Below are 23,040 nucleotides of genomic sequence, written 5' to 3' on the forward strand. Positions count from 1 at the left end.
CCCCGCCCCCGCACACCGGGGGGCGGGGGCTCGGCCATGGGTAAAAATGTTCGGGTGCTCCAGGAACTCTTCACCCCGTCCGTCCAGCACTCGCTCGAGCTGATCGGCATCTTCGTCTTCGCGATCTCCGGCGCGCTGCTGGCGGTCCGCAAGAACTTCGACGTGTTCGGCATGGCCGTGCTCGCCGAGGGCACCGCGCTGGGTGGCGGGCTCTTCCGCGACCTGGTCATCGGGGCCGTCCCGCCCGCCGCCTTCACGGACCTGGGGTACTTCCTCACCCCGCTGCTCGCCACTCTCCTCGTCTTTTTCCTCCACCCCCACGTGGAGCGCATCCAGGTCGCCGTGAACGTCTTCGACGCGGCCGGCCTCGGCCTGTTCTGCGTCGCCGGGACGACCAAGGCGTACGAGTACGGGCTCAACCTGACCGCCTCGGCCTGTCTGGGGATGGTCACCGCGGTGGGCGGGGGCGTGCTGCGGGACGTGCTCGCCAACGAGGTGCCCTCGCTGCTGCGCTGGGACCGCGACCTCTACGCGGTGCCGGCGATCGTCGGCGCCACGATGGTCGTGCTGTGCATCCGCTACGACGCCCTGTCCCCGCTCACCAGCACCCTCGCCGTGATCACCGCTTTCGTACTGCGGCTGCTCGCGATGCGGTACCACTGGCGAGCTCCGCGGGCGTGGCACCGGCGGTCGACGGTGAGCGAGGAGGAGCAGCCCCTCCTGCCGTGAGGGGGCCGCGGCCGGCGACCTCCGTCAGCCGGCGGAACGCCCAGGGCCACGGCCGCCTCCTGGGCGAACAGCGGCATCAGCGTCCGGGCCACGCCGGGACCTCCGGTGGATCTCTCCAGGACCTGCAAAGCTACCGCTTAGTAGTTAGTTCTTGTACTGTTCAGGCATGCCAGAAGCAGCCTCCGCCCCGGCCGTCCGGGCCACGATCGGCGACAGCGAGTTCGACCGCGACACCGCGGTCACCCGCCGTGCGCCCGGCGTCTACGACATCGACCTCTCCGCCGGCTGGACGATCATCAGCGCCGTCAACGGCGGCTACCTGCTGGCGGTCCTGGGCCGCGCGCTCGCGGACGCCCTGCCGCACGCCGACCCCTTCACCGTCTCGGCGCACTACCTGACGGCGTCCCAGCCCGGCCCGGCGGTCGTCCGCACCGACGTGGTCCGCACCGGCCGGACCCTCTCGACCGGCCAGGCCTCGCTCTTCCAGTACGACGACCAGGGCCGCGAGGTCGAGCGCATCCGTGTCCTCGCCTCCTACGGCGACCTGGACGCCCTGCCCGACGACGTCCGTACGACGGCCGTGCCGCCCGCCATTCCGCCGATCGAGCAGTGCTTCGGCCCCGAGGACGGGCCCGCCCCCGTCGACGGCAGCTCGGCCATCGCGGACCGGCTGATGCTCAAGCTCGACCCGTCGACCCTGGGCTGGGCCCTCGGACAGCCCTCCGGCAACGGCGAGATGCGGGCCTGGTTCGGCCTCGCGGACGGCCGGGACGCCGACCCGCTCTCCCTGCTGCTGACGGTGGACGCCCTGCCGCCCACCGCCTTCGAGCTCGGGCTGAAGGGCTGGGTGCCCACCGTCGAGCTGACCGTGCACGTCCGCTGCCGTCCGGCGCCGGGCCCGCTGCGCGTGTCGATCACCACGCGCAACCTCGCCGGCGGCTTCCTGGAGGAGGACGCCGAGGTGTGGGACAGCGCCGGCCGGCTGGTCGCGCAGTCCCGGCAGCTCGCCCGGGTCAGGCTCGGCTGAGCGGCTCGCGCCCCAGCCAGGCGGCCAGCCTGTCGTAGGCGCCGGCTCCCTCGGGGGCCGGCCGGGCCGAGCCGAACGGCGTGCGCTCGTCCCGCTGTTCGTCGGGCAGCATGCGGTGGCCGACGGTGAGCGCGAACTCGGCCAGCTCCGGATCGAGGGCGAGCGGCCGCCCCAGCGCCTCGGACAGGTCCCAGGTGTGGGTCACCGTCTCCATGACGTAGGCCGACAGGGCGGCCCGGCCCGGCATCTCGCCGAACGGCAGACGCACCACCGCGTCGAGTCGGTCGTCGCCCGCCCATGCCTTGACGGCCCGGATCCTGGCCTCGTCGTACGCGACGGCCCAGCCGTCGTCGGACACGTCCTCGGCGAACGGCGGGGCGGCGACCGCGTCGCCTCCCTCGGCCACTACCGCGATGCGGCGGGCCCCGCCGGTGAGATGGCTCAGCAGCGTGCGCACGTCGAACTCGGAGCAGGGCGTGGGGCGGCCGAGCTGCTCGGCGCGTACGGTCCCGATCAGCGCTGCGGCCTGCTCGGCGGCGCGGGCGAACAGCGGGCGGGGGTCGGTGGTCATCACATCTCCTCCTGTGTGGGTGGGCGAGAGGAGCATCGCCGGATAACCTGACAACGTCCGTCAACATTTGCCGCGGCCTCGCGCGCGGCACGATGCTGATGCCGTGAAGTCCGACCGACTGCTGTCGATCCTGCTGCTCCTGCAGACCCGCGGCCGGGTCCCGGCCCGCGAACTCGCCGAGCGGCTCGAGGTGTCCGTCCGCACCGTCTACCGCGACGTCGAATCCCTGTCGGCCGCGGGCGTCCCGGTCTACGCCGAACGCGGACGGCACGGCGGCATCGAACTGCTCGCCGGGTTCCGCACGGACGTCACCGGCCTGACCGCCGACGAGTCCCGCGCGCTGTTCGTCCTGGCCGCGCAGGGCGCGCACACCGCGCTCGGGCTGGACGCGGCGTTCGGCTCGGCCCTGCGCAAGGTGATGGCCGCACTGCCGGCCCCGCACCGCCCGGCAGCCGAGACGGCCTCCCGCCGCATCCTCGTCGACGCCACCCGCTGGCGGGGCGGTCCGCAGCCGGCCGTCGACCTGGAGGTGCTGCGCGACGCGGTCTTCGCCGACCGCAGGCTGCGGCTGCGCTACCGGCACAGCGGAGAGCGCCAGGTGCGGACCTACACCGTCGACCCCTACGGCCTCGTCGCCAAGGCGGGCGTCTGGTACCTGGTCGCCGACCGGCGGGCCGCACCACGGCTCTTCCGGGCGGACCGGGTGCACTCGGCCCGGCTCCTCGACGATCCGGTGCGGCGCCGCCGGGGCGTCGAACTCGCCGACGTCTGGGAGGTCCTGCGCCGGCAGGTCGAGGCGCGTCCCGAGCGGCTCGACGTCACGGTCAGGGTGCGGCGTGACCGGCTCGACATGTTCCTGCGGCTGACGGCCCCCCTGCTGGCGGGGCTTCCCGAGGACGACGGTGAGAGCGAGTGGGTGACCGCGCGGCTGACCTACGGGGCCCTCGGCGAGACCCGCCAGCTGCTCGCCTTCGCCGACCAGGTGGAGGTCCTCTCGCCCTCTCAGGTGCGCGAGGAGCTGGCCCGGACGGCCGCCTCTGTCACGGGGCTGTACCGGCGCCCGGGCCGAGCGCCGGGGTGAAACCGCAGGTCGGGCAGGTGCCTTGAGATGCGCTTTGCCTCGCTGACAGGGCGGTCACAGGGCGGGCCCAAGGAAGGCCTATGCGGCGTTGGTTGAGTGCCCGCCTCAGGACTTCCTCATCTGCCTTGGAGTTGTCTCTCATGAAGCGTGCGCGTCTCGTTCCGGCCGTGACCCTGCTGGTGCTGTCGCCCCTGGCGTTGGTGGCCTGCGGGTCGGGTGACTCCTCGTCGTCCTCGGGCAGTGGCGGCGGGTCCGGGCAACAGCAGCAGGCCTGCCAGGCGCCTTCGGGGATGCCGAGCGGGGCGCCGTCCGGGGCTCCTTCGGGGGCTCCTTCAGGGGCTCCGTCCAAAGCTGCTTCGGGCGGTGCTTCGGGTGGCGCCGCAGGTGGTGCCAAGCCGTCGGGTGCCCCGTCCGGGGCGCCTTCCGGGGCGCCTTCCGGGATGCCCAGCGGGGCGCCGGGCGGCGGGCAGGGCGGTCCCGGGGGCGGGCAAGGCGGCGGCTGCGGTGCGCCGGGCGGTGGCGGGCAGGGGCAGGCGCAGTAGGCGTAGCCGAAAGCCGCGGGGGCGGCGCGCCCGGGGACGGGCGCGCCGCCCCCCGCGTCGTGCGGGCCGGGTCAGTCCAGCCAGTGGTGGCGGCCCAGCCCGATCAGCCGCATCTGGCGGGTCGCCACCCGTGCGACGTTCCGGGCCCGCTCCTCCCGCTCCTCCTCCGGCCCCTCCAGTGCCTCCAGGAAGAGCGACGCGGTGATCAGCATCTGGTCGACGTAGAGGTGCGCGAGCATCAGCAGGTCGTCCTCGGACCAGCCTTCGGACACCGGGTCCTCGGCCAGTTCCTCCTTGACCTCCTGGGCGAACCGGGCCAGTTGGTCGCGTATCGCCTCCCGTACCGGCTGAACTCCGCCATGTCGCTCGCGGGCGATGAATCGGACATGGGCGGGGTACCCGTCGACGTGACGGGCGATCAGCTCGATGGCGCGCGTGATGCGTTCCTGGCTGTCGTCCGTCGTGGACACCGTCGTCCGGATCATGGGGTGCAGGCTGCCCAGCGCCTCCTCTACCAGGGCCACGCCCAGGTCCGCCGTGGAGCGGAAGTGGCGGTAGAAGGCGGTCGGGGCGACACCGACGGCGCGGGTGACCTCGCGCAGCCCGAGGCTGCTCAGGCTCTGCTCCTCCAGCAGCCCCAGGGCCGCGTCCAGGAGTGCCTGCCGGGTCTTCTGCTTCTGGGCCTGCCGGATGCCGAGAGTGTGACTCATACCATGCAGTTAACAACTGTTCTCTGTAATTGGAAAGTCTTGAGAGGCGCTAGACTGGGAAGTCAGTGAACACCTGTAACTACAATCGTTCACCGAGACCCTGGGGGTCGTTAACCGTGCTGTTCATCGTCGCCGCGCTCCTGCTGCTGGGCGTCGTCCTGGGCACCGTCGCCCACGCGCCGCTGACCTTCTCCGTCGCCGCGGGCGTCGTCATCGCCGTCTGGCTCGGCATCTTCGCGCTCCGCGAGCGCCACGGCCGCCGGCGCCACACGCAGGCCCACTGACGGCGGCGCGCAGGCCCACTGACCGTCGCAGCAGGCCCACTGACCGCGCGCCCACGCACGGACCACCGCTCCACCGACCCGATCACCGGGAGTCGATCACCATGCAGCTCACCGCTCCGGCCACACGCCGCACCGGCATCCGAGACACCGACGGCATGGCCGTCGCGTCCTTCATCCTGGGCCTGCTCGGCCTCCTCGTCCTCAACGTCTTCCTCGGCCCCATCGCCATCGTGCTGGCGGGCGTCGCCCTGTGGCGCGGCACCAAGCGCCGCGGCCGTGCCTTCCTGGGCCTCGGTCTGGGCGTCGCCGACCTGCTGGTCCTGGTGGCGTTCATGCAGGCGGACAACTCGGTCTCCTGGAGCTTCTGAGCCACGCCAGGTTCGGCCAGCCTTGATCTGAGGCCGATCGAAGGGGAGCCGTAGAATCGGGCTCACCATGGCTTACCTCGACCACGCCGCGACCACCCCGATGCTCCCGGAGGCGGCAGAGGCGCTCACCGCCCACCTGGGTGCCACCGGCAACGCGTCCTCCCTCCACGCATCCGGCCGGCAGGCCCGCCGCACCGTCGAGGAGGCCCGCGAGACCCTCGCCGAAGCCCTCGGCGCCCGCCCCAGCGAGGTCGTCTTCACCTCGGGCGGCACGGAGGCCGACAACCTCGCCGTCAAGGGCCTCTACTGGTCGCGCCGCGACGCCGACCCGGCCCGCACCCGCGTCCTCGCCAGCCCCGTCGAGCACCACGCCGTCCTCGACGCCGTGCACTGGCTCGGCGAACACGAGGGCGCCACCGTCGAGTACCTCCCGGTCGACGCCCACGGCCGCGTCCACCCGGACACCCTGCGCGAGGCGATCGCCCGCAACCCCGACGATGTGGCCCTCGCCACCGTCATGTGGGCGAACAACGAGATCGGGACGATCCTGCCGATCCGCGAACTCGCCGACACCGCTGCTGAGTTCGGTGTCCCCCTGCACTCCGACGCCGTCCAGGCCTTCGGCCAGATCCCCGTGGACTTCGCCTCCTCCGGCCTCGCCGCGATGACGGTGACCGGCCACAAGATCGGCGGCCCGTACGGCATCGGCGCCCTGGTCCTCGGCCGTGAGCACACCCCCGTCCCCGTCCTGCACGGCGGCGGCCAGGAGCGGCATGTGCGCTCCGGCACCCTCGACGTGCCCGCCATCGCCTCCTTCGCGGTCGCCGGGCGGCTGGCCGCCGAGCAGCGCGAGTGGTTCGCCCGCGAGATCGGCGCCCTGCGCGACGCCCTCGTCTCCGCGGTCCGCTCGGCCGTACCGGACGCGATCCTCGGCGGCGACCCGGACCCGGAGGGCCGCCTCCCGGCCAACGCGCACTTCACGTTCCCCGGCTGCGAGGGCGACTCCCTGCTGCTCCTGCTCGACGCCCAGGGCATCGAGTGCTCCACCGGCTCCGCCTGCACCGCCGGCGTCGCCCAGCCCAGCCATGTCCTCCTCGCCACCGGCACCGACCCCGACCTGGCCCGCGGCACCCTCCGCTTCTCCCTCGGCCACACCTCCACGGAGGCCGACATCGAGGCCCTGGCGAAGGCCATCGGACCGGCGGTGGAACGGGCCAGGGCGGCGGGACTGACCTGACGGGGCCGATTGACCGGTCCACCGACCGATGAACGGGGCCCGGCCGGCCCACCGACCGGATGAACGGGACCCGGCCGGTCCACCGGCCGGATCAGGCCGGAGCCGTACGCGCCTCACGCACCAGCCGCATGTACTTCTTCCAGTCCCAGTGCGGCCCAGGGTCCGTGTGGTCCGTGCCCGGGACCTCCACGTGGCCGATGATGTGCTCGCGGTCGACGGGTATGTCGTACCGCGCGCAGATCCGGGCCGTGAGGCGGGCCGAGGCCTCGTACATCTCGTCCGTGAAGTCCTGCGGACGGTCGACGAAGCCCTCGTGCTCGATGCCGACACTGCGCTCGTTGTAGTCGCGGTTTCCCGCGTGGTACGCCACGTCCAGCTCGCGGATCATCTGCGTGACGTGCCCGTCCTGGCGGACGATGTAGTGCGTGGCCGCCTTGTGCCCCGGATCCTGGAAGGCCTTCACCGCGCTGTCGAAGCTGCCCTGCGTGACATGGACGATCACCGTGTCTATGCCGAAGTCGTCGGGCCGGTCCGCCCGGCGCCAGTTCGCGTCCGACGCCGCCACCCAGCGCGCGCCCGCGTAGTCGACCTCGCCCTCCTTGCGCGGCTTCTCGACGCCCGGGGTCCGCCACCACAGGCGCGCGAGCTCGTCCCGGGCCAGCACGGCCGTGCCCGTCGCCGCCGCCAACCCGCCGATCAGCAACGCGCGGCGCCCGACCTTCCGGTCGCCGTCCGTCGAAGCCTTCCGCTGTCCCATGTGATCGTCAACGCATACTCGCGAGCCCTGGTTCCCGCGTCCCCGTACCCTGGAGGGGCTATGACTGACACCCCGCAGCGCTCCCGTCCCCTCCGTGTCCTGGCCGCCATGTCCGGCGGAGTCGACTCCGCCGTCGCCGCCGCCCGTGCGGCCGAGGCGGGCCACGACGTGACCGGCGTCCACCTCGCCCTCTCCGCCAACCCGCAATCCTTCCGCACGGGCGCGCGGGGCTGCTGCACCATCGAGGACTCGCGCGACGCCCGCCGCGCCGCCGACGTCATCGGCATCCCGTTCTACGTGTGGGACCTCGCCGACCGCTTCCGTGAGGACGTCGTCGAGGACTTCGTCGCCGAGTACGAGGCCGGACGCACGCCCAACCCCTGCCTGCGCTGCAACGAGAAGATCAAGTTCGCCGCGCTGCTGGACAAGGCGCTGGCGCTGGGCTTCGACGCGGTCTGCACGGGCCACTACGCCAAGGTGATCACGCACGAGGACGGCACGCGCGAGCTGCACCGCGCCTCCGACATGGCCAAGGACCAGTCGTACGTCCTCGGCGTGCTGGACGACCGGCAGCTCGCCCACGCGATGTTCCCCCTGGGCGACACCGTCACCACCAAGGACGAGATCCGCGCCGAGGCCGAGCGCCGGGGACTGGCGGTGGCCAAGAAGCCCGACTCGCACGACATCTGCTTCATCGCCGACGGCGACACCCAGGGCTTCCTCGCGGACCGGCTCGGCAAGGCGGAGGGCGACATCGTCGACGAGTCGGGAGCGAAGCTCGGCACCCACGAGGGCGCGTTCGGCTTCACCATCGGCCAGCGCAAGGGCCTGCGCATCGGCACCCCGGCCCCCGACGGCAAGCCGCGCTACGTCCTCGACATCTCCCCGGTGGACAACACGGTGACCGTCGGCCCGGCGTCCGCCCTGGACGTCAGCGCCCTCACCGCCGTCAAGCCCCGCTGGTGCGGCGTCGCCCCGACCGGCCCCGGCACCTACACGGCCCAGCTCCGCGCCCACGGCGGCGAGACCGAGGTCACGGCCGAGCTGATCGACGGCTCCCTGGAGGTCACCTTCAGCGAGCCGGTCCGCGGCGTCGCCCCCGGCCAGGCGATCGTGCTGTACGACGGCACCCGGGTGGTCGGCTCGGCGACGATCGCGTCGACGAAGCGGACCCCGGCGGGCGTAGCCTGACACCCGAAGCCCTCCCCGCGGCGGGGCGCGGCCCTCTCGGTCCCGCGTCTCAGCCCCGCGAGAAGAACTCCAGCAGCACCGGCGCCAGCACGTTCGGCTCCACCATGTGGGTCTGGCCCTGGAGGGCCCGGTACGCCCCCTCGGGGACGGATTCCGCGATCGCCCGGGCCGCCTCGCGGAGCCAGGCCGGGCTCGCGTCGCCCGCGACCGCGAGGACGGGGACGCCGACGGAGGCCAGCCGGGAGCGCGGGACCCGGCCGTCGCGCATCACGGCGTCGTCGTAGGCGAGGCTCGGGGCGATGGCCTCCATGCCGGCCCACATGGGGGACTGGCGGGCGCCCTGGATGACCCCCTCGGCCAGGCCGGTCAGCCGCAGGAACAGCTCCACCGCGTCCCCGCGCCGCCCCTCACCGAGCGCCTCCTTCAGCCGTCCGGTGTACTCCGCGCGCTCCTCGGCCCCTTCCTCGGTCATCGCGAACGGCGTCTCGTACACCGCCACGCGCCGCACCGGCAGTCCGCTCGCCGCCGCCTCCAGCGCCAGCGCCCCGCCCGACGAGATGCCGTACAGGCACGCCTCGCCGCCCACCGCCTCGATCACCGCCGCCAGGTCCTCGACCTCGCGCTCCACGGCGTACGGCGCGGTGTCGCCGCTGGCCCCACGGCCCCGGCGGTCGTACACGACGGCCTGGAAACGCTCCGAGAGCGACACGGCCAGCGGCGCCAGGGTGCCGCCCGTCGACATCGCGCCGCTCACCAGGACGACCGCGGGACCCTGGCCGGTGCTCTCGAAGGCGATGCGGGTGCCGTCGCGAGAAAGGATCTTCTTGTCCATGTCAGTGCAGACTGCCGCACGGCACGGGCTTCATGGGTGAGGCGAGCGGCGCGTCCGCCGATCAGATCACTTCCACCTCGTAGAAGCACAGGTGGTCCTTGATCTCCGCGACGTCCGGCTTGGGCTCCGGATACGCCCAGACGAGGTCCGCGGCGCCCGGCAGCGACCAGTAGGACGCGTCACCCTTGAACGGGCAGTGCGTCCGCGTGCCGGACGGCGTCAGCAGGTCCAGACGCACGTCCTCGGCCGGGAAGTAGTACCGCTCGGGACAGCCCGTCTCGCGCAGGACCAGCGACCGGTCACTCTCCGCCAGCACCTGCCCCTCGTGCACCACGCGCACGTGCCGCCCGCTCTGCTCGATGGTGATGCGATGCCCGGTGGTCACGATCGCCCTCCTTGGGTAGCCGACTCCTCCGGTACAGCGCACGCTGAAGCGGAGTTCTTCCCCTGCCGCAGGAGGCATCGTGCGAGCCACGGAACCGGCCAGGAACCGCAGCGCCCTGACCCACCAGGTCCGATACGCCCTGCGCCACCCGGAGCGCGTGCCCGCGCACGCCCGGCGCGCGGTGCGGGACGCCTGGCTGCGGCTGCGGTACCGCGACCACATCGCCTACTACCGTGCCGTGATGGCCTCCGACGCGGCGCGCAGCACGGAGGCGGCGGTGGGACACAACCCGTCGCGCGAGGCGTGGGCGCGGATCGGGCGCATGCAGTTCGACTACCTGGTGGGGCACGGCCTGAAGCCGCACCACCGGATGCTGGAGATCGGCTGCGGCAACCTGCGCGCCGGGCGGCTGTTCATCGACCACCTCGACACCGGGCACTACTACGGCATCGACATATCGCCGCACATCCTGCTCGCCGCCCAGGACACCCTCGTGGCCGAGAACCTCCAACCCAAACTGCCCTACCTCGCGTTCGCCGACGACCTCACCTTCGCCTTCCTGCCCGACGCGCACTTCGACGTCGTGCACGCCCACAGTGTCTTCTCCCACTCCCCGCCGCACGTCATCGAGGAGTGCTTCGCCCACGTCGGGCGGATCCTCGCACCCGGCGGGTTCTTCGACTTCACCTACGACCGCACCGAGGGCGAGGAGCACCAGGTGCTGCGCGAGGACTTCTACTACCGGACGGCGACGCTGATCGAACTCGCCGCGAAGCACGGCCTGACCGCCCGGTTCATGGACGACTGGGAACGGCTCCCGCACCGGCAGTCGAAAATACGGGTCGCCGCCACCGCCGACCGGACCCGTACGGTGGGCCCATGAACATCTGTGTCTTCCTCTCGGCCGCCGACCTCGACGAGCGCTACACCCGCCCCGCGCGGGAGTTCGCCAAGCTGCTGGGCAAGGGCGGTCACACGCTCGTGTGGGGCGGCTCCGACGTCGGCCTCATGAAGGTCGTCGCCGACGGAGTGCAGGAGGCGGGCGGCCGGCTGGCCGGCGTCTCCGTGCAGTTCCTCGCGGCCAAGGCCCGTCCGGGTGTCGACGAGATGGTGGTGGCCAAGGACCTCGCCGAGCGCAAGAGGCTGCTCCTGGAGAGGGCCGACGCCGTGGTGATCATGGTGGGCGGCACCGGCACGCTCGACGAGGCGACCGAGATCCTGGAGCTGAAGAAGCACGGCCACACGGACAAGCCGGTGGTGCTGCTCAACACCGCCGGGTTCTACGACGGCCTGAAGGAGCAGTTCCGCCGCATGGAGGACGAGGGCTTCCTGCCCCGCCCGCTCACCGACCTGGTGTTCTTCGCGGAGGAGCCGGTGGGGGCCCTGGCGTACCTGGAGGAGAGCCGGGGCATCGAGTGATCCGGCTCTGATGCGAGCATGGCGGGCATGGCTACTCATGTGATCACCGGGGCGGGTTCCGGCATCGGCGCGGCGGTGGCCCGCCATCTGCACGCGCGCGGGGACGAGCTCGTGCTGCACGCGCGCGACGCGGGCCGTGCGAAGGAACTGGCGGCGGAGTTCCCCGGGGCGAAGACCCTGGTCGGCGACCTGGCCGACCCGGACAGGCTCTCCTGGGCGTTCTCCCACCAGTCGCTGCCGGACCGGGTGGACTCGCTGCTGCACATCGCCGGGGTCGTCGACCTCGGCCCGGTCGGCGACCTCACCCCGAAGACCTGGCGCCACCAGCTCAACGTCAACCTCGTCGCCCCCGCCGAGCTGACCCGGCACTTTCTGCCCCAGTTGCGCGCCGCCCGGGGCCACGTGGTCTTCGTCAACTCCGGCGCCGGCCTCAACGCCCACGCCGGCTGGTCGGCGTACGCCGCCTCCAAGCACGGCCTGAAGGCCCTCGCCGACTCCCTGCGCCACGAGGAGCACGCGAACGGCGTCCGCGTCACCTCGGTCTACCCCGGCCGCACGGCGAGCCCCATGCAGGCCAAGGTCCACCAGCAGGAGGGCAAGGAGTACGACGCCTCGAAGTGGATCGACCCGGAGTCGGTGGCCACGACGATCCTGACGGCCCTGGATCTGCCGAGGGACGCGGAGGTCAACGACCTGACGGTACGACCGGGGAACTGACCCCGGCCCCGTCGCTGCGTAGGCTTCTCCGGTGAGTGAAAACAGCCAGTTCAGGTTCGGTGCCGCCACCGGCGTGGGGTCCATGCCGGGCGGCGACGCCCGAGAAGCCGCCAAGACCGTCACCGGCACCTTCGAGGACTTCCCCTTCCTGCCCGAACTGCCCGCCCGGGGCCCCGGAGCGGACATGATCGGGCGGACCGCCGGGATGCTCGTCGAGCTGTACGCGCATGTGGAGCCCAGCGGATGGCGGCTCGGCGACCGGCCGGGGCGGGACACCAAGCGGGCCCGCTCCTGGCTCGGCGAGGACCTCGACGCACTCGAGGAGTTCACGCAGGAGTACGAGGGTCCGCTGAAGGTCCAGGCCGTCGGGCCGTGGACCCTCGCCGCCAACCTGGAGCTGCGGAACGGTGAGGCGGCCCTCTCCGACGCCGGCGCCTGCCGGGACCTCGCCGCCTCCCTCGCCGAAGGGCTGCGTCTGCACCTCGCCGAGGTGCGGCGGCGGATCCCCGGGGCGCACCTCGTCCTCCAGCTCGACGAGCCGTCCCTCACCGCCGTCCTGCGCGGCCAGGTGAAGACCGCCAGCGGCTACCGCACCCACCGCGCCGTCGACCGGCAGATCGTCGAGGCCACGCTCCGCGACCTCGTCGGGGTGCACTCCGACGGTCCGGTCGTCGTCCACTCCTGCGCACCGGACGTGCCCTTCGCCCTGCTGCGCCGGGCGGGCGCGGCGGCCGTCTCCTTCGACTTCTCCCTGCTCACCGAGCGTGACGACGAGACGATCGGGGAGGCGGTGGAGGGCGGCACCCGGCTCTTCGCCGGTGTCGTCCCGGGCACCGAGGGCCCATTGTCAGACCCTGCCGGTAGCGTCATGGGTGTCAGGACGCTGTGGCGCAGGCTGGGACTGTCACCGGGGCTTCTCGCAAAGGCGGTCACGCTCACCCCGGCGTGCGGACTCGCGGGGGCCTCCCCGGGGTACGCGCGCTCGGCCCTCGCGCACTGCGTCCGGGCGGCGAGATCCCTCGCGGACAACCCAGAGTAACGGGAGGACGACACGGTGGCCGGCGACAAGCAAGCGGAGACGACGACGGTGCCCGCCGAGGCACGGGAGAAGCACGCGCGCCTCGCGGAGCAGATCGAGGAGCACCGCTTCCGCTACTACGTGAAGGACGCTCCCGTCGTCAGCGACGCGGAGTTCGACCAACTGCTGCGTTCCCTGGAGGCGCTGGAGGACGAGCACCCGGAGCTGCGCACCCCCGACTCGCCGACCCAGAAGGTCGCGGGCGCGTACGCCACGGAGTTCACGGCGGTCGAGCACCGCGAGCGCATGCTCTCCCTCGACAACACCTTCAACGAGGAGGAGCTCGCCGCCTGGTCGGAGCGGATCGCGAGGGAACTGGGCGAGCAGGACTACCACTTCCTGTGCGAGCTGAAGGTCGACGGCCTCGCCGTGAACCTCACCTACGAGCACGGCCGCCTCACCCGTGCGGCGACCCGCGGCGACGGCCGCACCGGCGAGGACATCACGCCCAACGTCCGCACGATCGCCGAGATCCCGGAGCGCCTCAAGGGCGACCGCGTCCCCGACCTGGTGGAGATCCGCGGCGAGGTCTACTTCCCGATGGAGAAGTTCCAGGAGCTCAACGCCCGGCTGGTCGAGGCCGGCGACAAACCCTTCGCCAACCCGCGCAACGCCGCCGCCGGTTCACTGCGCCAGAAGGACCCGCGCGTCACCGCCACCCGCCCCCTGCACATGGTGGTCCACGGCATCGGCGCCCTGGAGGGCTTCACCGGCCTGACCCGCCTCTCGCAGGCGTACGACCTGCTGAAGACCTGGGGCCTGCCCACCTCCCGGCACAACCGGGTGGTCGACGGCATCGAGGGCGCGGGGGAGTTCATCGCCCACTACGGCGAGAACCGCCACTCCGTGGAGCACGAGATCGACGGAGTCGTCGTCAAGCTCGACGAGATCCCGCTCCAAGGCCGCCTCGGCTCGACCTCGCGCGCCCCGCGCTGGGCGATCGCGTACAAGTACGCGCCGGAGGAGGTCAACACCAAGCTCGTCAACATCCGCGTGGGCGTGGGCCGCACGGGCCGGGTCACGCCGTACGCCCAGGTCGAGCCGGTCACGGTCGCGGGCTCCGAGGTGGAGTTCGCCACGCTGCACAACCAGGACGTGGTCAAGGCCAAGGGCGTCCTCATCGGTGACACGGTCGTCCTGCGCAAGGCCGGTGACGTCATCCCGGAGATCCTCGGCCCGGTCGCCGACCTGCGCGACGGCAGCGAGCGCGAGTTCGTGATGCCGAGCGAGTGTCCCGAGTGCGGCACACCGCTCAGGCCGATGAAGGAGGGCGACGTCGACCTGCGCTGCCCGAACGCCCGCTCCTGCCCGGCCCAGTTGCGCGAGCGCCTGTTCTACCTCGCGGGCCGCAAGGCGCTGGACATCGAGCACTTCGGCTACGTCGCCGCGGCCGCCCTCACCGCGCCGCTGGAGCCGAAGGACCCGCCGCTGGTCGACGAGGGCGACCTGTTCGACCTGACCATCGACCAGCTGCTGCCCATCAAGGCGTACGTCCTCGACGCGGACAGCGGTCTGCCCAAGCGCGACCCGAAGACCGGCGAGGAGAAGGTCGCCACGATCTTCGCGAACCAGGAGGGCAATCCCCGCAAGAACGCGCTCGCCATGCTGGAGAACATCGCGGCGGCGAAGGAGCGCCCGCTCGCCCGGATCATCACCAGCCTGTCGATCCGTCATGTCGGCCCGGTCGCGGCCGAGGCACTGGCCCGCGAGTTCCGCTCGATCGAGCGCATCGACCAGGCCACCGAGGAGGAGCTGGCGGTCACCGAAGGCGTCGGCCCGACCATCGCCGCCTCCCTCAAGCAGTGGTTCGCCGAGGAATGGCACCGCGAAATCATCCGTAAGTGGAAGGCCGCGGGCGTCCGCATGGAGGCGGAGAGCACCGGCGAGGACGAAGGCCCGCGCCCGCTCGAAGGTCTCACCGTGGTCGTCACCGGCACCCTCGAACACTTCACACGGGACGGCGCCAAGGAGGCGCTGCAGAGCCGCGGCGCGAAGGTGACCGGTTCGGTTTCGAAGAAGACCTCGTTCGTCGTCGTGGGTGACAACCCCGGATCGAAATACGACAAGGCGATGCAGCTGAAGGTACCCGTCCTGAACGAGGGCGGTTTCGGGGTCCTGCTGGAGCAGGGACCGGACGCGGCGGCCGAAGTCGCGCTTTCGGCCGAGGAGTAGCGGTTGAAGGCCACCCGTTCGGCGCATACCAGATGCATACGGGTGGCCGGGGCGCATTCGGGCAACCGTCCGCGACCGCTGCCCGTGGAAGCCTTCTGCGGCCTACTGTTGAGATGTGCGCCTGCCGTGCCCAGCTGCGGTCGGGGCATCTTCGTGCTCGCGCGGGGCACGGGGAAGGGTTTTCCAGCGCGGGCCGCCCAAGGGTTGTCGGGCACCGGGCCGCGTGGCGTGGGCACCGCCGGCTGTGAGAGGGACGGGAATGGAACCGACCGAGAGCGCCGTGCCGGGCTCACGGCTGCGCCTGCGCCGCATGGCGGTCGTATGGCGTGCAGTCCGTGGGGCCGGACGGCCGGCGGGGCGTCCGGGCGTGGAGGTGCGCGCCGTCGGACAGTACACCGCGGACCCGCGCGGTGCCGGGGGGCGCGCCGCGGCGGACGGCCGCGGCACCACACAGCCGGTCACCGAACACGCCACCGGGCTGACGGGCACGGGCCCGGACGCGGACTCCGAACGGCACCAGTCCTGGCCAGCGTTGCCCGCGGCAATCGTCGCGGCGGCCGGATTCGTCCTGGGCGCCGGCTTCTACCGCGCCTTCACCGGCGGCCACGCGCTCTTCCCGTCCGGCACGGCCGGCTGGGCGCTGGCCGTGCTGACCGGCATCATCGTCGGTCACCTGGTCATGCTGGGCCGCTCCCGCTGGTGGGGCGGCACCGGCTCGGGCGCCGCTCTCACCCTCGCCGTGCTGCTGATCTACGGCTGGCTGCCGGCCGGCATGGTCAGCCTCACGGTCGTCGTGCTGGTCGGCGTCGCCCGCCGCAACCGCTGGCGCCAGGGCATCCTCCACGGGGCGGTCGACCTCCTCGGCATCGGCGCGGGCGCCCTGGTGCTCGGCGCCTTCGGATCCGTACCGTCCGTCGAGGCCCCCTCCCACCCGGACGGCTGGACGCTCTACACCGCACCCGAAGTGGCCCTGGTCGCCCTCGCCTACCTGGCCGTCAGCCGCGTCCTGCTCTGGTACCTGCACGCCCCGCGCCCCGGCCTGCCCACCGTCGCCCGCACCGCCCTGGTCAGACAGGGCCTGGTCGCGGTCGCGCTGCTGGGCATCGCGCCGCTGGTGTGCGTGGTGGCCGTGGCCAAGCCGATCCTGCTGCCGCTGTTCTCCATTCCGCTCATCGCGCTGGACTCCACGCTCTGGATCGCCCGGGCCCGGGCCGAGGAGCAGTTGCGCGACCCGCTGACGGGACTGCCCAACCGCCAGTGGCTGCTGGAGCGCATCTGGACGGCGCTGGACGACGCCGAGCGCATCGACGCCCGCGCCGCCCTGATGCTGATCGACCTCGACCGTTTCCGGTCGGTCAACGACACCCTCGGTCATCTGGCCGGTGACCGGCTGCTGTTGCAGATCGCCGACCGGCTGCGGGTGGCGCTGCCGCGCGGGGCGGAGGCCGCCCGGCTCGGCGGGGACGAGTTCGCCGTCTTACTCCCCGTCGCCGACTCCACGACGTCCGCGACCCAGGTCGCCCGCACCCTGGTCACCGCGCTCAGCTCCCCGCTCGACCTCGACGGCCTCACCCTCGTCCTGGAGGCCAGCGCCGGGGTCGCCGTCTTCCCCGACCACGCCCTGGACGCCGAGGGGCTGCTGCGCCGGGCGGACGTCGCGATGTACCAGGCGAAGCGCGACCGTACGGGCGTAGAGGTCTACGAGTCCAAGCGCGACTCCAACACCCCGGACCGGCTCGGGCTGCTGGGAGACCTCCGCAGGGCGCTGGACGCCCACGAGGTGGAACTGCACTACCAGCCGAAGGTCCGCTTCGACGGACAGGTCGCCGGCCTGGAAGCCCTGGTCCGCTGGGTGCACCCCGAGCGGGGCAAGGTGCCGCCGGACGAGTTCATAGCGATCGCCGAGTCCTCGGGCCTGATGCCCCACCTCACCGAGTACGTCCTGGAGACCGCGCTCGGCCAGGTCGCACGCTGGCGGGCCCAGGGCCTGTTCGTCCCGGTCGCGGTCAACGTCTCCCCGCGCGACGTCCACACCCCCGGCTTCGCCGGCTCGGTCGCCGCCCGGCTGGCCCGGCACGGTGTGCCCGCGGGAGCGCTCCAACTGGAGATAACGGAACACGTCCTCCTGGAGGACCCGCAGCGCGCCGCCGACACCCTCAACGGCCTGACCGCACACGGCGTGAAGATGTCCCTGGACGACTTCGGCACGGGTTACTCGTCGCTGGTGCACCTGCGGCGGCTCCCGGTCAGCGAGCTGAAGATCGACCGCTCGTTCGTCGCCCGGCTCGCGGTCGACACCGAGGACGCCGAGATCGTGCGCTGCACGGTCGACCTCGCGCACTCCCTCGGCCTGCTCGTCGTCGCCGAGGGTGTCGAGGACGACGAGACCTGGGAACGCCTGCGCGACCTCGGCTGCGACGCCGTCCAGGGCTGGCTGGTCGCCGCCGCGATGCCCCCGGACGAGACCACGGCCTGGCTCCGCGCCCGAGGCTCCCGCGGGTGGCAGCGCCCCCGCGCCGCCCTGCCGGCGGCGGCCACCGAGGAGTAGCCCGCCGGGCCACCGAGGAACAGCCCGCCGGGCCACCGCCCCACCCGTTCACGCGGGCGGAGAAACGGGCGTTCCCCCTTCGGCCCCCCGCGTCGGCTGCCTGCCCGGCCCACGCCGTCGGCCCCCCCACGCTCCGGCTCGCGACCTCAGCTCGCTCCCGCCGCGAAGTGTCCGATCAACAGTTCCAGGCGCCTGTCGTGCGCGCCTTCCGGCAGGCGTCCGCTGCGCATCAACGTGACCAGGCCGTGGAGGCTCGCCCAGTACGTCTCCGTCAGCAGGCCCGGATCGTCACCCTCGGCCGCGGCCGGTTCCACCGCCGCGGACAGCTCGTTGAAGGCGTCCCACAGGGCCGCCGGTGCCTCCGGGGTGGCGAACGGCAGCGGCACGGCGTGCGTGAACATCGCGTCGTAGAGAGCCGGCCGCCGCCGCGCGAAGGCCGTGTACGCCTCGCCCACCGCCGCAAGACCGGCCCGTGTGCCGTCGGACGCCTCTCGCGCGGCGCGCAGCTCCGCCGCCAGCTCGGCGCAACCCTCCACCGCGACCGCCGCCATGATCGCGTCCTTGCCCTTGAAGTGGCTGTAGAGGACGGGCTGGCTGTACTCGATCTCCGCCGCCAGGCGGCGCGTCGTCACCGCGTCCCAGCCCTCCGCCTCGGCCAGCTCCCGGGCGGCCGTGACGATCAGCCGCTCGCGTTCCGCTCGTTCGCGCTCTCGGCGCGTCTGGATCGACATGCCAGAAATTCTAGCAGTGCTAGCCAAACTGTCGACGCTCTGCTAGCTTCGCTCTTGCCGCTAGCGTTGCTAGCAACACGACGAAGGAGTCCGACATGACCGTCACCGCCTACACCCTGGCCGTCCTGCTCAACCTGTTCTGCCTGTTCCTCGGCTACCGGTTCCTGTTCCGGCCGGGCCCCGCCGCCGCCGGTTACGGCGTCCCGGCCGACCCCGCGGGCGACGCCGGGGCCTACCTCTCGATCAAGGGGCTGCGGGACGGCACCCTCGGTGTGGTCGGCCTCGCGGTGCTGGCCTTCGCCGGCGCGCACGCCGAGGCATGGTTGATGCTGAGCGTGGCGATCATCCCGTTCGGCGACTGCCTGATAGTCCTGCGCAACGGCGGTAAGAAGGCCGTGGCGTTCGGGGTCCACTTCGCCACCGCGATCATTGTCCTGATCAGCGCCGGACTGCTCTTCACGGTCTGACGGCACCCGCAGACGAGCCAGGGGGAGTCACCAGATGTCGCTGTTCGTACCGAGGTTCGACGAGACCGTCCTGGTCCGTGACGCCGAGGCCGAGGTGGTCGGGGGCGACCCCGTCGCCGTACGGCTGCTGGCCGACAGCAGTGCCAGCGGTGGCGCGCTGTCCACCGTGCGCGTCACCCTCGCCGAGGGCGCCGACGGTGCCCACCCGCACGTGCACCACCACTCCGCCGAGATGTTCTACCTGCTCGACGGCACCGCCGAGGTGCTCTCCGGTGACGACGTGGTCACCGCCGAGCGGGGCGACCTGATCATCGTCCCGCCGGACCGCCCGCACGCCTTCGCCGCCGCCCCGGGCGCCCCGGCGGACCTGCTCATCGTCATCACACCGGGCGTCGAGCGCTTCGAGTACTTCCGCCACCTGCAGCGCATCCGCCTGGGCGAGCTCACCCCGGAGAGCCTCCTGGAGGTCCAGGACCTGTACGACAACCACTTCCTGCGCAGCAAGGCCTGGGACGAGCGCCGCTGACGGACGGGCCCCGGCGGCAAACCGTTTCACGGGCACGGCCCCCGGCCCCATAGGATTGGGCCAAACCACACTCACTCACCACCCCAGAGGATCGCTGCATGCCTGGCATCACGCGCGAGGAGGTCGCCCACCTCGCCCGGCTGGCGCGTCTGGAGCTGAAGCCCGAAGAGCTCGACCACTTCGCAGGCCAGCTGGACGACATCATCGGCGCGGTCGCCCGCGTCAGCGAGGTCGCCGACCAAGACGTACCGCCGACCTCGCACCCGCTCCCGCTGACGAACGTCATGCGCCCGGACGAGGTCCGTCCCTCGCTCACCCCCGAGCAGGCGCTCTCCGGCGCCCCGGCCCAGGAGCAGCAGCGTTTCAAGGTGCCGCAGATCCTGGGGGAGGACTAACAAGCCATGACCGACATCATCAAGCTCACGGCCGCCGAGACCGCCGCCAGGATCGCCTCCGGCGAGCTCACGGCCGTCCAGGTCACCGAGGCCCACCTCGCCCGCATCGAGGCCGTCGACGAGAAGGTGCACGCCTTCCTGCACGTCGACCGTGAGGGCGCCCTCGCCCAGGCCCGCGCCGTCGACGAGAAGCGGGCCAGGGGCGAGAAGCTCGGCCCGCTGGCCGGTGTTCCCCTCGCCCTCAAGGACATCTTCACCACCGAGGGCGTGCCCACGACCGTCGGCTCGAAGATCCTCGAAGGCTGGGTCCCGCCCTACGACGCGACGGTCACCAAGCGCCTCAAGGCCGCCGACGTCGTCATCCTCGGCAAGACCAACATGGACGAGTTCGCCATGGGGTCCTCCACCGAGAACAGCGCCTACGGCCCGACCGGCAACCCCTGGGACCTGACCAAGATCCCCGGCGGTTCCGGTGGCGGTTCGTCCGCCGCGCTCGCCTCCTTCCAGGCCCCGCTCGCCATCGGCACCGACACCGGCGGCTCCATCCGCCAGCCGGCCGCCGTCACCGGCACGGTCGGTGTGAAGCCCACGTACGGCGCGGTCTCCCGCTACGGCATGGTGGCGTTCTCCTCCTCCCTCGACCAGGGCGGCCCCTGCGCCCGCACGGTCCTGGACGCGGCCCTGCTGCACGAGGTCATCGCCGGGCACGACCCGCTCGACTCGACCTCCATCGACGAGCCCGTCCCGGCGGTCGTCGAGGCCGCCCTGGGCGGCAGCGTCGAGGGCATGCGCGTCGGCGTCGTCAAGCAGTTCCGCGGCGAGGGCTACCAGGCCGGTGTCATCCAGCGGTTCGACGAGTCCGTCGCGCTGCTGAAGGAGCTGGGCGCCGAGATCGTCGAGCTGGACTGTCCGTCGTTCGACCTCGCGCTGTCGGCGTACTACCTGATCGCGCCCTCCGAGTGCTCCTCCAACCTCGCCCGCTTCGACGGCCTGCGCTACGGCCTGCGGGTCGGCGACGACGGCACGCACTCCGCCGAGGAGGTCACCTCCCTCACCCGCGAGGCCGGTTTCGGCCCCGAGGTCAAGCGCCGCATCATGCTCGGCACGTACGCCCTGTCGAGCGGCTACTACGACGCCTACTACGGCAGCGCCCAGAAGGTCCGCACGCTCATCAAGCAGGACTTCGACAAGGCGTTCGAGCAGGTCGACGTCATCGTCTCCCCGACGACCCCGACCACCGCCTTCGCGATCGGCGAGCGCGCCGACGACCCGATGGCGATGTACCTCGCCGACCTGTGCACCATCCCGACCAACCTGGCGGGCAACGCGGCCATGTCGCTGCCGTGCGGTCTCGCCCCGGAGGACAACCTCCCGGTCGGACTGCAGATCATCGCCCCGGTCATGAAGGACGACCGTCTGTACAAGGTCGGTGCCGCCGTCGAGGCCGCCTTCGTGGAAAAGTGGGGTCATCCGCTGATCGAGGAGGCTCCGTCGCTGTGAGTGCACTGACCAAGGCCAAGGGCTTCAAGAAGTCCAAGTCCGGCACGTACCTGTCCATGGCCGGGACCGCGTTCGGCGCGCTCGGCGTCGCCAAGCGGCTGAAGAAGGCCCGCGCCGAGAAGGACACGCTGGTCCTGATCGACGCCACCGTGTCCGCCGTCGCGATCGTCACCGGCCTCGCGATTCTCTACCGCGAGCTGAAGCGGCTGGGCGACGATGACGTCCTGCTGGGCTGAGAGGGAAGTTTCACCGTGACCACCACGACCGACCTGGTGTCGTACGAGGAAGCACTCGCGTCGTACGACCCCGTCATGGGCCTCGAGGTCCATGTCGAACTCGGCACCAAGACCAAGATGTTCTGCGGCTGTTCGACCGCCCTCGGCCAGGACGCCAACACGCAGACCTGCCCGGTCTGCCTCGGCCTGCCCGGCGCGCTCCCGGTCGTCAACGCGACCGGCGTCGAGTCCGCGATCAAGATCGGCCTCGCGCTGAACTGCGAGATCGCCGAGTGGTGCCGCTTCGCCCGGAAGAACTACTTCTATCCGGACATGCCGAAGAACTTCCAGACCTCCCAGTACGACGAGCCGATCGCCTTCAACGGCTACCTCGACGTGCAGCTGGAGGACGGCGAGACCTTCCGCGTGGAGATCGAGCGCGCCCACATGGAGGAGGACACCGGCAAGTCGACGCACGTCGGCGGCGCCACCGGCCGTATCCACGGCGCGTCCCACTCCCTGCTGGACTACAACCGCGCCGGCATCCCGCTCATCGAGATCGTCACCAAGCCGATCGAGGGTGCGGGCGAGCGTGCTCCCGAGGTCGCGAAGGCGTACGTCCGTGAGCTCCGCGAGGTCATCAAGGCGCTCGGCGTCTCCGAGGCCCGGATGGAGATGGGCCAGATGCGCTGCGACGTGAATCTGTCGCTGCGCCCGAACGGCACCGAGAAGTTCGGCACCCGTTCCGAGACGAAGAACGTCAACTCGCTCAGGTCCGTGGAGCGCGCGGCCCGCTTCGAGATCCAGCGGCACGCGGCCGTGCTGTCCTCCGGCGGCACGATCATCCAGGAGACCCGGCACTTCCACGAGGACACGGGGTCGACGACCTCTGGCCGTGTGAAGGAGGAGGCCGAGGACTACCGGTACTTCCCGGAGCCCGACCTCGTCCCGGTGGCCCCGTCGCGCGAGTGGGTCGAACAGCTGCGGGCCGGGCTGCCCGAGCTGCCGCTGGTCCGTCGCAGCCGGCTCCGTGAGGAGTGGGGCGTCTCGGCCACCGACATGCAGGCGATCCTCAACGCCGGTGCGCTGGAGCCCATCGTCGCCACCATCGAGGCCGGGGCGGACGCCGCCTCCGCCCGCAAGTGGTGGATGGGCGAGCTGGCCCGCAGCGCCAACGAGTCGGGCAAGGCGCTCGACGAGCTGGCGATCACGCCGCAGCAGGTCGCCCGGGTCACCGAGCTGGTCGCCAAGGGCGACCTGAACGACAAGCTGGCCCGGCAGGTCATCGAGGGCGTCCTCGCGGGCGAGGGCACCCCGGACGAGGTCGTCGACAAGCGCGGTCTGAAGGTCGTCTCCGACGAGGGCGCGCTGACGGCGGCCGTCGACGAGGCGATCGCCGGCAACCCGGGCGTCGCGGACAAGATCCGCGGCGGCAAGGTGGCGGCGGCCGGCGCCCTGGTCGGCGCGGTCATGAAGGCGACCCGGGGCCAGGCCGACGCGGCACGCGTCAAGGAGCTGATCCTTCAGAAGCTGGGCGTCAGCGAGGGCTGACCTCACC

Annotated in this window: 25 protein-coding genes; 19 read left to right on the forward strand and 6 right to left on the reverse strand. The window is 72.0% G+C overall.

The features are described from left to right. The first annotated feature begins 36 nt into the window (after positions 1 to 36). Together ABEA82_RS30985 and ABEA82_RS30990 are read left to right on the forward strand one after the other, a co-directional pair. The gene (locus ABEA82_RS30985; protein ID WP_425315003.1) at positions 37 to 729 is read left to right on the forward strand and encodes a trimeric intracellular cation channel family protein; all 693 of its coding nucleotides are present in this window, start codon (positions 37 to 39) and stop codon (positions 727 to 729) included. Between the two features lie 166 nt (positions 730 to 895). Then, the gene (locus ABEA82_RS30990) at positions 896 to 1,756 is read left to right on the forward strand and encodes a thioesterase family protein (protein ID WP_345665037.1); all 861 of its coding nucleotides are present in this window, start codon (positions 896 to 898) and stop codon (positions 1,754 to 1,756) included. Here ABEA82_RS30990 and ABEA82_RS30995 read toward each other — a convergent pair. Beyond that, complete coding sequence (locus tag ABEA82_RS30995; RefSeq protein ID WP_345665038.1) at positions 1,743 to 2,327, reverse strand: TIGR03086 family metal-binding protein; 585 nt, start codon at positions 2,325 to 2,327, stop codon at positions 1,743 to 1,745. The two genes, ABEA82_RS30990 and ABEA82_RS30995, sit on opposite strands and share 14 nt — an antisense overlap. 103 nt (positions 2,328 to 2,430) lie before the next feature. Between ABEA82_RS30995 and ABEA82_RS31000 the strand changes: the two genes are divergently transcribed. Beyond that, positions 2,431 to 3,408 carry a helix-turn-helix transcriptional regulator gene (locus ABEA82_RS31000; protein WP_345665039.1) on the forward strand — a complete coding sequence of 326 codons (978 nt, stop codon included), beginning with the start codon at positions 2,431 to 2,433 and terminating at the stop codon, positions 3,406 to 3,408. Positions 3,409 to 4,021: 613 nt separating this feature from the next. On the opposite strand, the gene ABEA82_RS31005 is transcribed toward ABEA82_RS31000, so the two are convergent. Further along, positions 4,022 to 4,660 (reverse strand): TetR family transcriptional regulator, encoded by a 639-nt coding sequence (locus ABEA82_RS31005; RefSeq protein ID WP_345665040.1) that lies wholly within the window; start codon positions 4,658 to 4,660, stop codon positions 4,022 to 4,024. 116 nt (positions 4,661 to 4,776) lie between these two features. On the opposite strand from ABEA82_RS31005, the gene ABEA82_RS31010 reads away from it, so the two are divergent. The 3 genes from ABEA82_RS31010 (at position 4,777) to ABEA82_RS31020 (ending at position 6,549) form a co-directional block, all read left to right on the forward strand. After that, complete coding sequence (locus ABEA82_RS31010; protein ID WP_039933717.1) at positions 4,777 to 4,944, forward strand: hypothetical protein; 168 nt, start codon at positions 4,777 to 4,779, stop codon at positions 4,942 to 4,944. A 101-nt stretch (positions 4,945 to 5,045) separates the two neighbouring features. Then, on the forward strand, positions 5,046 to 5,312 hold the full coding sequence (locus ABEA82_RS31015) for a DUF4190 domain-containing protein (protein ID WP_345665041.1): 267 nt from the start codon (positions 5,046 to 5,048) through the stop codon (positions 5,310 to 5,312). Between the two features lie 67 nt (positions 5,313 to 5,379). Then, positions 5,380 to 6,549, forward strand: a complete 1,170-nt coding sequence (locus ABEA82_RS31020; RefSeq protein WP_345665042.1) for a cysteine desulfurase family protein — start codon at positions 5,380 to 5,382, stop codon at positions 6,547 to 6,549. A gap of 91 nt (positions 6,550 to 6,640) precedes the next feature. On the opposite strand, the gene ABEA82_RS31025 is transcribed toward ABEA82_RS31020, so the two are convergent. Further along, entirely contained in the window at positions 6,641 to 7,306 is a 666-nt protein-coding gene (locus tag ABEA82_RS31025; protein ID WP_345665043.1) for an N-acetylmuramoyl-L-alanine amidase, read from the reverse strand. 60 nt (positions 7,307 to 7,366) lie between these two features. On the opposite strand from ABEA82_RS31025, the gene mnmA reads away from it, so the two are divergent. After that, positions 7,367 to 8,497, forward strand: coding sequence for a tRNA 2-thiouridine(34) synthase MnmA (gene mnmA, locus ABEA82_RS31030; RefSeq protein WP_345665044.1), 1,131 nt, complete (start codon positions 7,367 to 7,369; stop codon positions 8,495 to 8,497). A 49-nt stretch (positions 8,498 to 8,546) separates the two neighbouring features. Here mnmA and ABEA82_RS31035 read toward each other — a convergent pair whose 3' ends face one another. Both ABEA82_RS31035 and ABEA82_RS31040 read right to left on the reverse strand, forming a co-directional pair. Next, positions 8,547 to 9,329, reverse strand: coding sequence for an alpha/beta fold hydrolase (locus ABEA82_RS31035; protein WP_345665045.1), 783 nt, complete (start codon positions 9,327 to 9,329; stop codon positions 8,547 to 8,549). A gap of 61 nt (positions 9,330 to 9,390) precedes the next feature. Beyond that, positions 9,391 to 9,714 (reverse strand): DUF427 domain-containing protein, encoded by a 324-nt coding sequence (locus tag ABEA82_RS31040; protein WP_345665046.1) that lies wholly within the window; start codon positions 9,712 to 9,714, stop codon positions 9,391 to 9,393. A gap of 79 nt (positions 9,715 to 9,793) precedes the next feature. Between ABEA82_RS31040 and ABEA82_RS31045 the strand changes: the two genes are divergently transcribed. The 6 genes from ABEA82_RS31045 (at position 9,794) to ABEA82_RS31070 (ending at position 17,648) form a co-directional block, all read left to right on the forward strand. Continuing rightward, on the forward strand, positions 9,794 to 10,597 hold the full coding sequence (locus ABEA82_RS31045; protein WP_345665047.1) for a class I SAM-dependent methyltransferase: 804 nt from the start codon (positions 9,794 to 9,796) through the stop codon (positions 10,595 to 10,597). After that, the gene (locus ABEA82_RS31050) at positions 10,594 to 11,133 is read left to right on the forward strand and encodes an LOG family protein (RefSeq protein WP_345665048.1); all 540 of its coding nucleotides are present in this window, start codon (positions 10,594 to 10,596) and stop codon (positions 11,131 to 11,133) included. The genes ABEA82_RS31045 and ABEA82_RS31050 overlap by 4 nt, the downstream gene beginning before the upstream one ends. A gap of 18 nt (positions 11,134 to 11,151) precedes the next feature. Continuing rightward, a complete protein-coding gene (locus ABEA82_RS31055) occupies positions 11,152 to 11,850 on the forward strand; it encodes an SDR family oxidoreductase (protein WP_345665049.1) in 699 nt (232 codons plus the stop codon). 31 nt (positions 11,851 to 11,881) lie between these two features. Then, positions 11,882 to 12,889 carry a methionine synthase gene (locus ABEA82_RS31060; RefSeq protein WP_345665050.1) on the forward strand — a complete coding sequence of 336 codons (1,008 nt, stop codon included), beginning with the start codon at positions 11,882 to 11,884 and terminating at the stop codon, positions 12,887 to 12,889. Between the two features lie 15 nt (positions 12,890 to 12,904). Beyond that, a complete protein-coding gene (gene ligA, locus ABEA82_RS31065; protein ID WP_345665051.1) occupies positions 12,905 to 15,100 on the forward strand; it encodes an NAD-dependent DNA ligase LigA in 2,196 nt (731 codons plus the stop codon). Between the two features lie 259 nt (positions 15,101 to 15,359). Then, complete coding sequence (locus ABEA82_RS31070) at positions 15,360 to 17,648, forward strand: putative bifunctional diguanylate cyclase/phosphodiesterase (RefSeq protein ID WP_345665052.1); 2,289 nt, start codon at positions 15,360 to 15,362, stop codon at positions 17,646 to 17,648. Between the two features lie 146 nt (positions 17,649 to 17,794). Here the strand turns inward: ABEA82_RS31070 and ABEA82_RS31075 are convergent, their stop codons facing one another. Beyond that, a complete protein-coding gene (locus ABEA82_RS31075; protein ID WP_345665053.1) occupies positions 17,795 to 18,379 on the reverse strand; it encodes a TetR/AcrR family transcriptional regulator in 585 nt (194 codons plus the stop codon). Positions 18,380 to 18,474: 95 nt separating this feature from the next. Between ABEA82_RS31075 and ABEA82_RS31080 the strand changes: the two genes are divergently transcribed. The 6 genes from ABEA82_RS31080 (at position 18,475) to gatB (ending at position 23,033) form a co-directional block, all read left to right on the forward strand. Then, complete coding sequence (locus ABEA82_RS31080; protein ID WP_345665054.1) at positions 18,475 to 18,846, forward strand: DUF4267 domain-containing protein; 372 nt, start codon at positions 18,475 to 18,477, stop codon at positions 18,844 to 18,846. A 34-nt stretch (positions 18,847 to 18,880) separates the two neighbouring features. Beyond that, positions 18,881 to 19,372: a cupin domain-containing protein gene (locus ABEA82_RS31085; RefSeq protein WP_345665055.1), complete on the forward strand. Its 492-nt coding sequence runs from the start codon at positions 18,881 to 18,883 to the stop codon at positions 19,370 to 19,372. Between the two features lie 98 nt (positions 19,373 to 19,470). Continuing rightward, the gene (gatC, locus tag ABEA82_RS31090) at positions 19,471 to 19,767 is read left to right on the forward strand and encodes an Asp-tRNA(Asn)/Glu-tRNA(Gln) amidotransferase subunit GatC (protein ID WP_031117542.1); all 297 of its coding nucleotides are present in this window, start codon (positions 19,471 to 19,473) and stop codon (positions 19,765 to 19,767) included. Positions 19,768 to 19,773: 6 nt separating this feature from the next. Then, positions 19,774 to 21,267, forward strand: a complete 1,494-nt coding sequence (gatA, locus tag ABEA82_RS31095) for an Asp-tRNA(Asn)/Glu-tRNA(Gln) amidotransferase subunit GatA (RefSeq protein ID WP_345665056.1) — start codon at positions 19,774 to 19,776, stop codon at positions 21,265 to 21,267. Further along, positions 21,264 to 21,503: a hypothetical protein gene (locus tag ABEA82_RS31100; protein ID WP_345665057.1), complete on the forward strand. Its 240-nt coding sequence runs from the start codon at positions 21,264 to 21,266 to the stop codon at positions 21,501 to 21,503. Before gatA ends, ABEA82_RS31100 begins: the two co-directional genes overlap by 4 nt. Before the next feature lie 15 nt (positions 21,504 to 21,518). Continuing rightward, the gene (gene gatB, locus ABEA82_RS31105) at positions 21,519 to 23,033 is read left to right on the forward strand and encodes an Asp-tRNA(Asn)/Glu-tRNA(Gln) amidotransferase subunit GatB (protein WP_345665058.1); all 1,515 of its coding nucleotides are present in this window, start codon (positions 21,519 to 21,521) and stop codon (positions 23,031 to 23,033) included. The last annotated feature ends 7 nt before the right edge of the window (positions 23,034 to 23,040 follow it).

Origin of the sequence: Streptomyces venetus, assembly GCF_039540295.1 — a bacterium.
Lineage (GTDB): Bacteria > Actinomycetota > Actinomycetes > Streptomycetales > Streptomycetaceae > Streptomyces > Streptomyces venetus.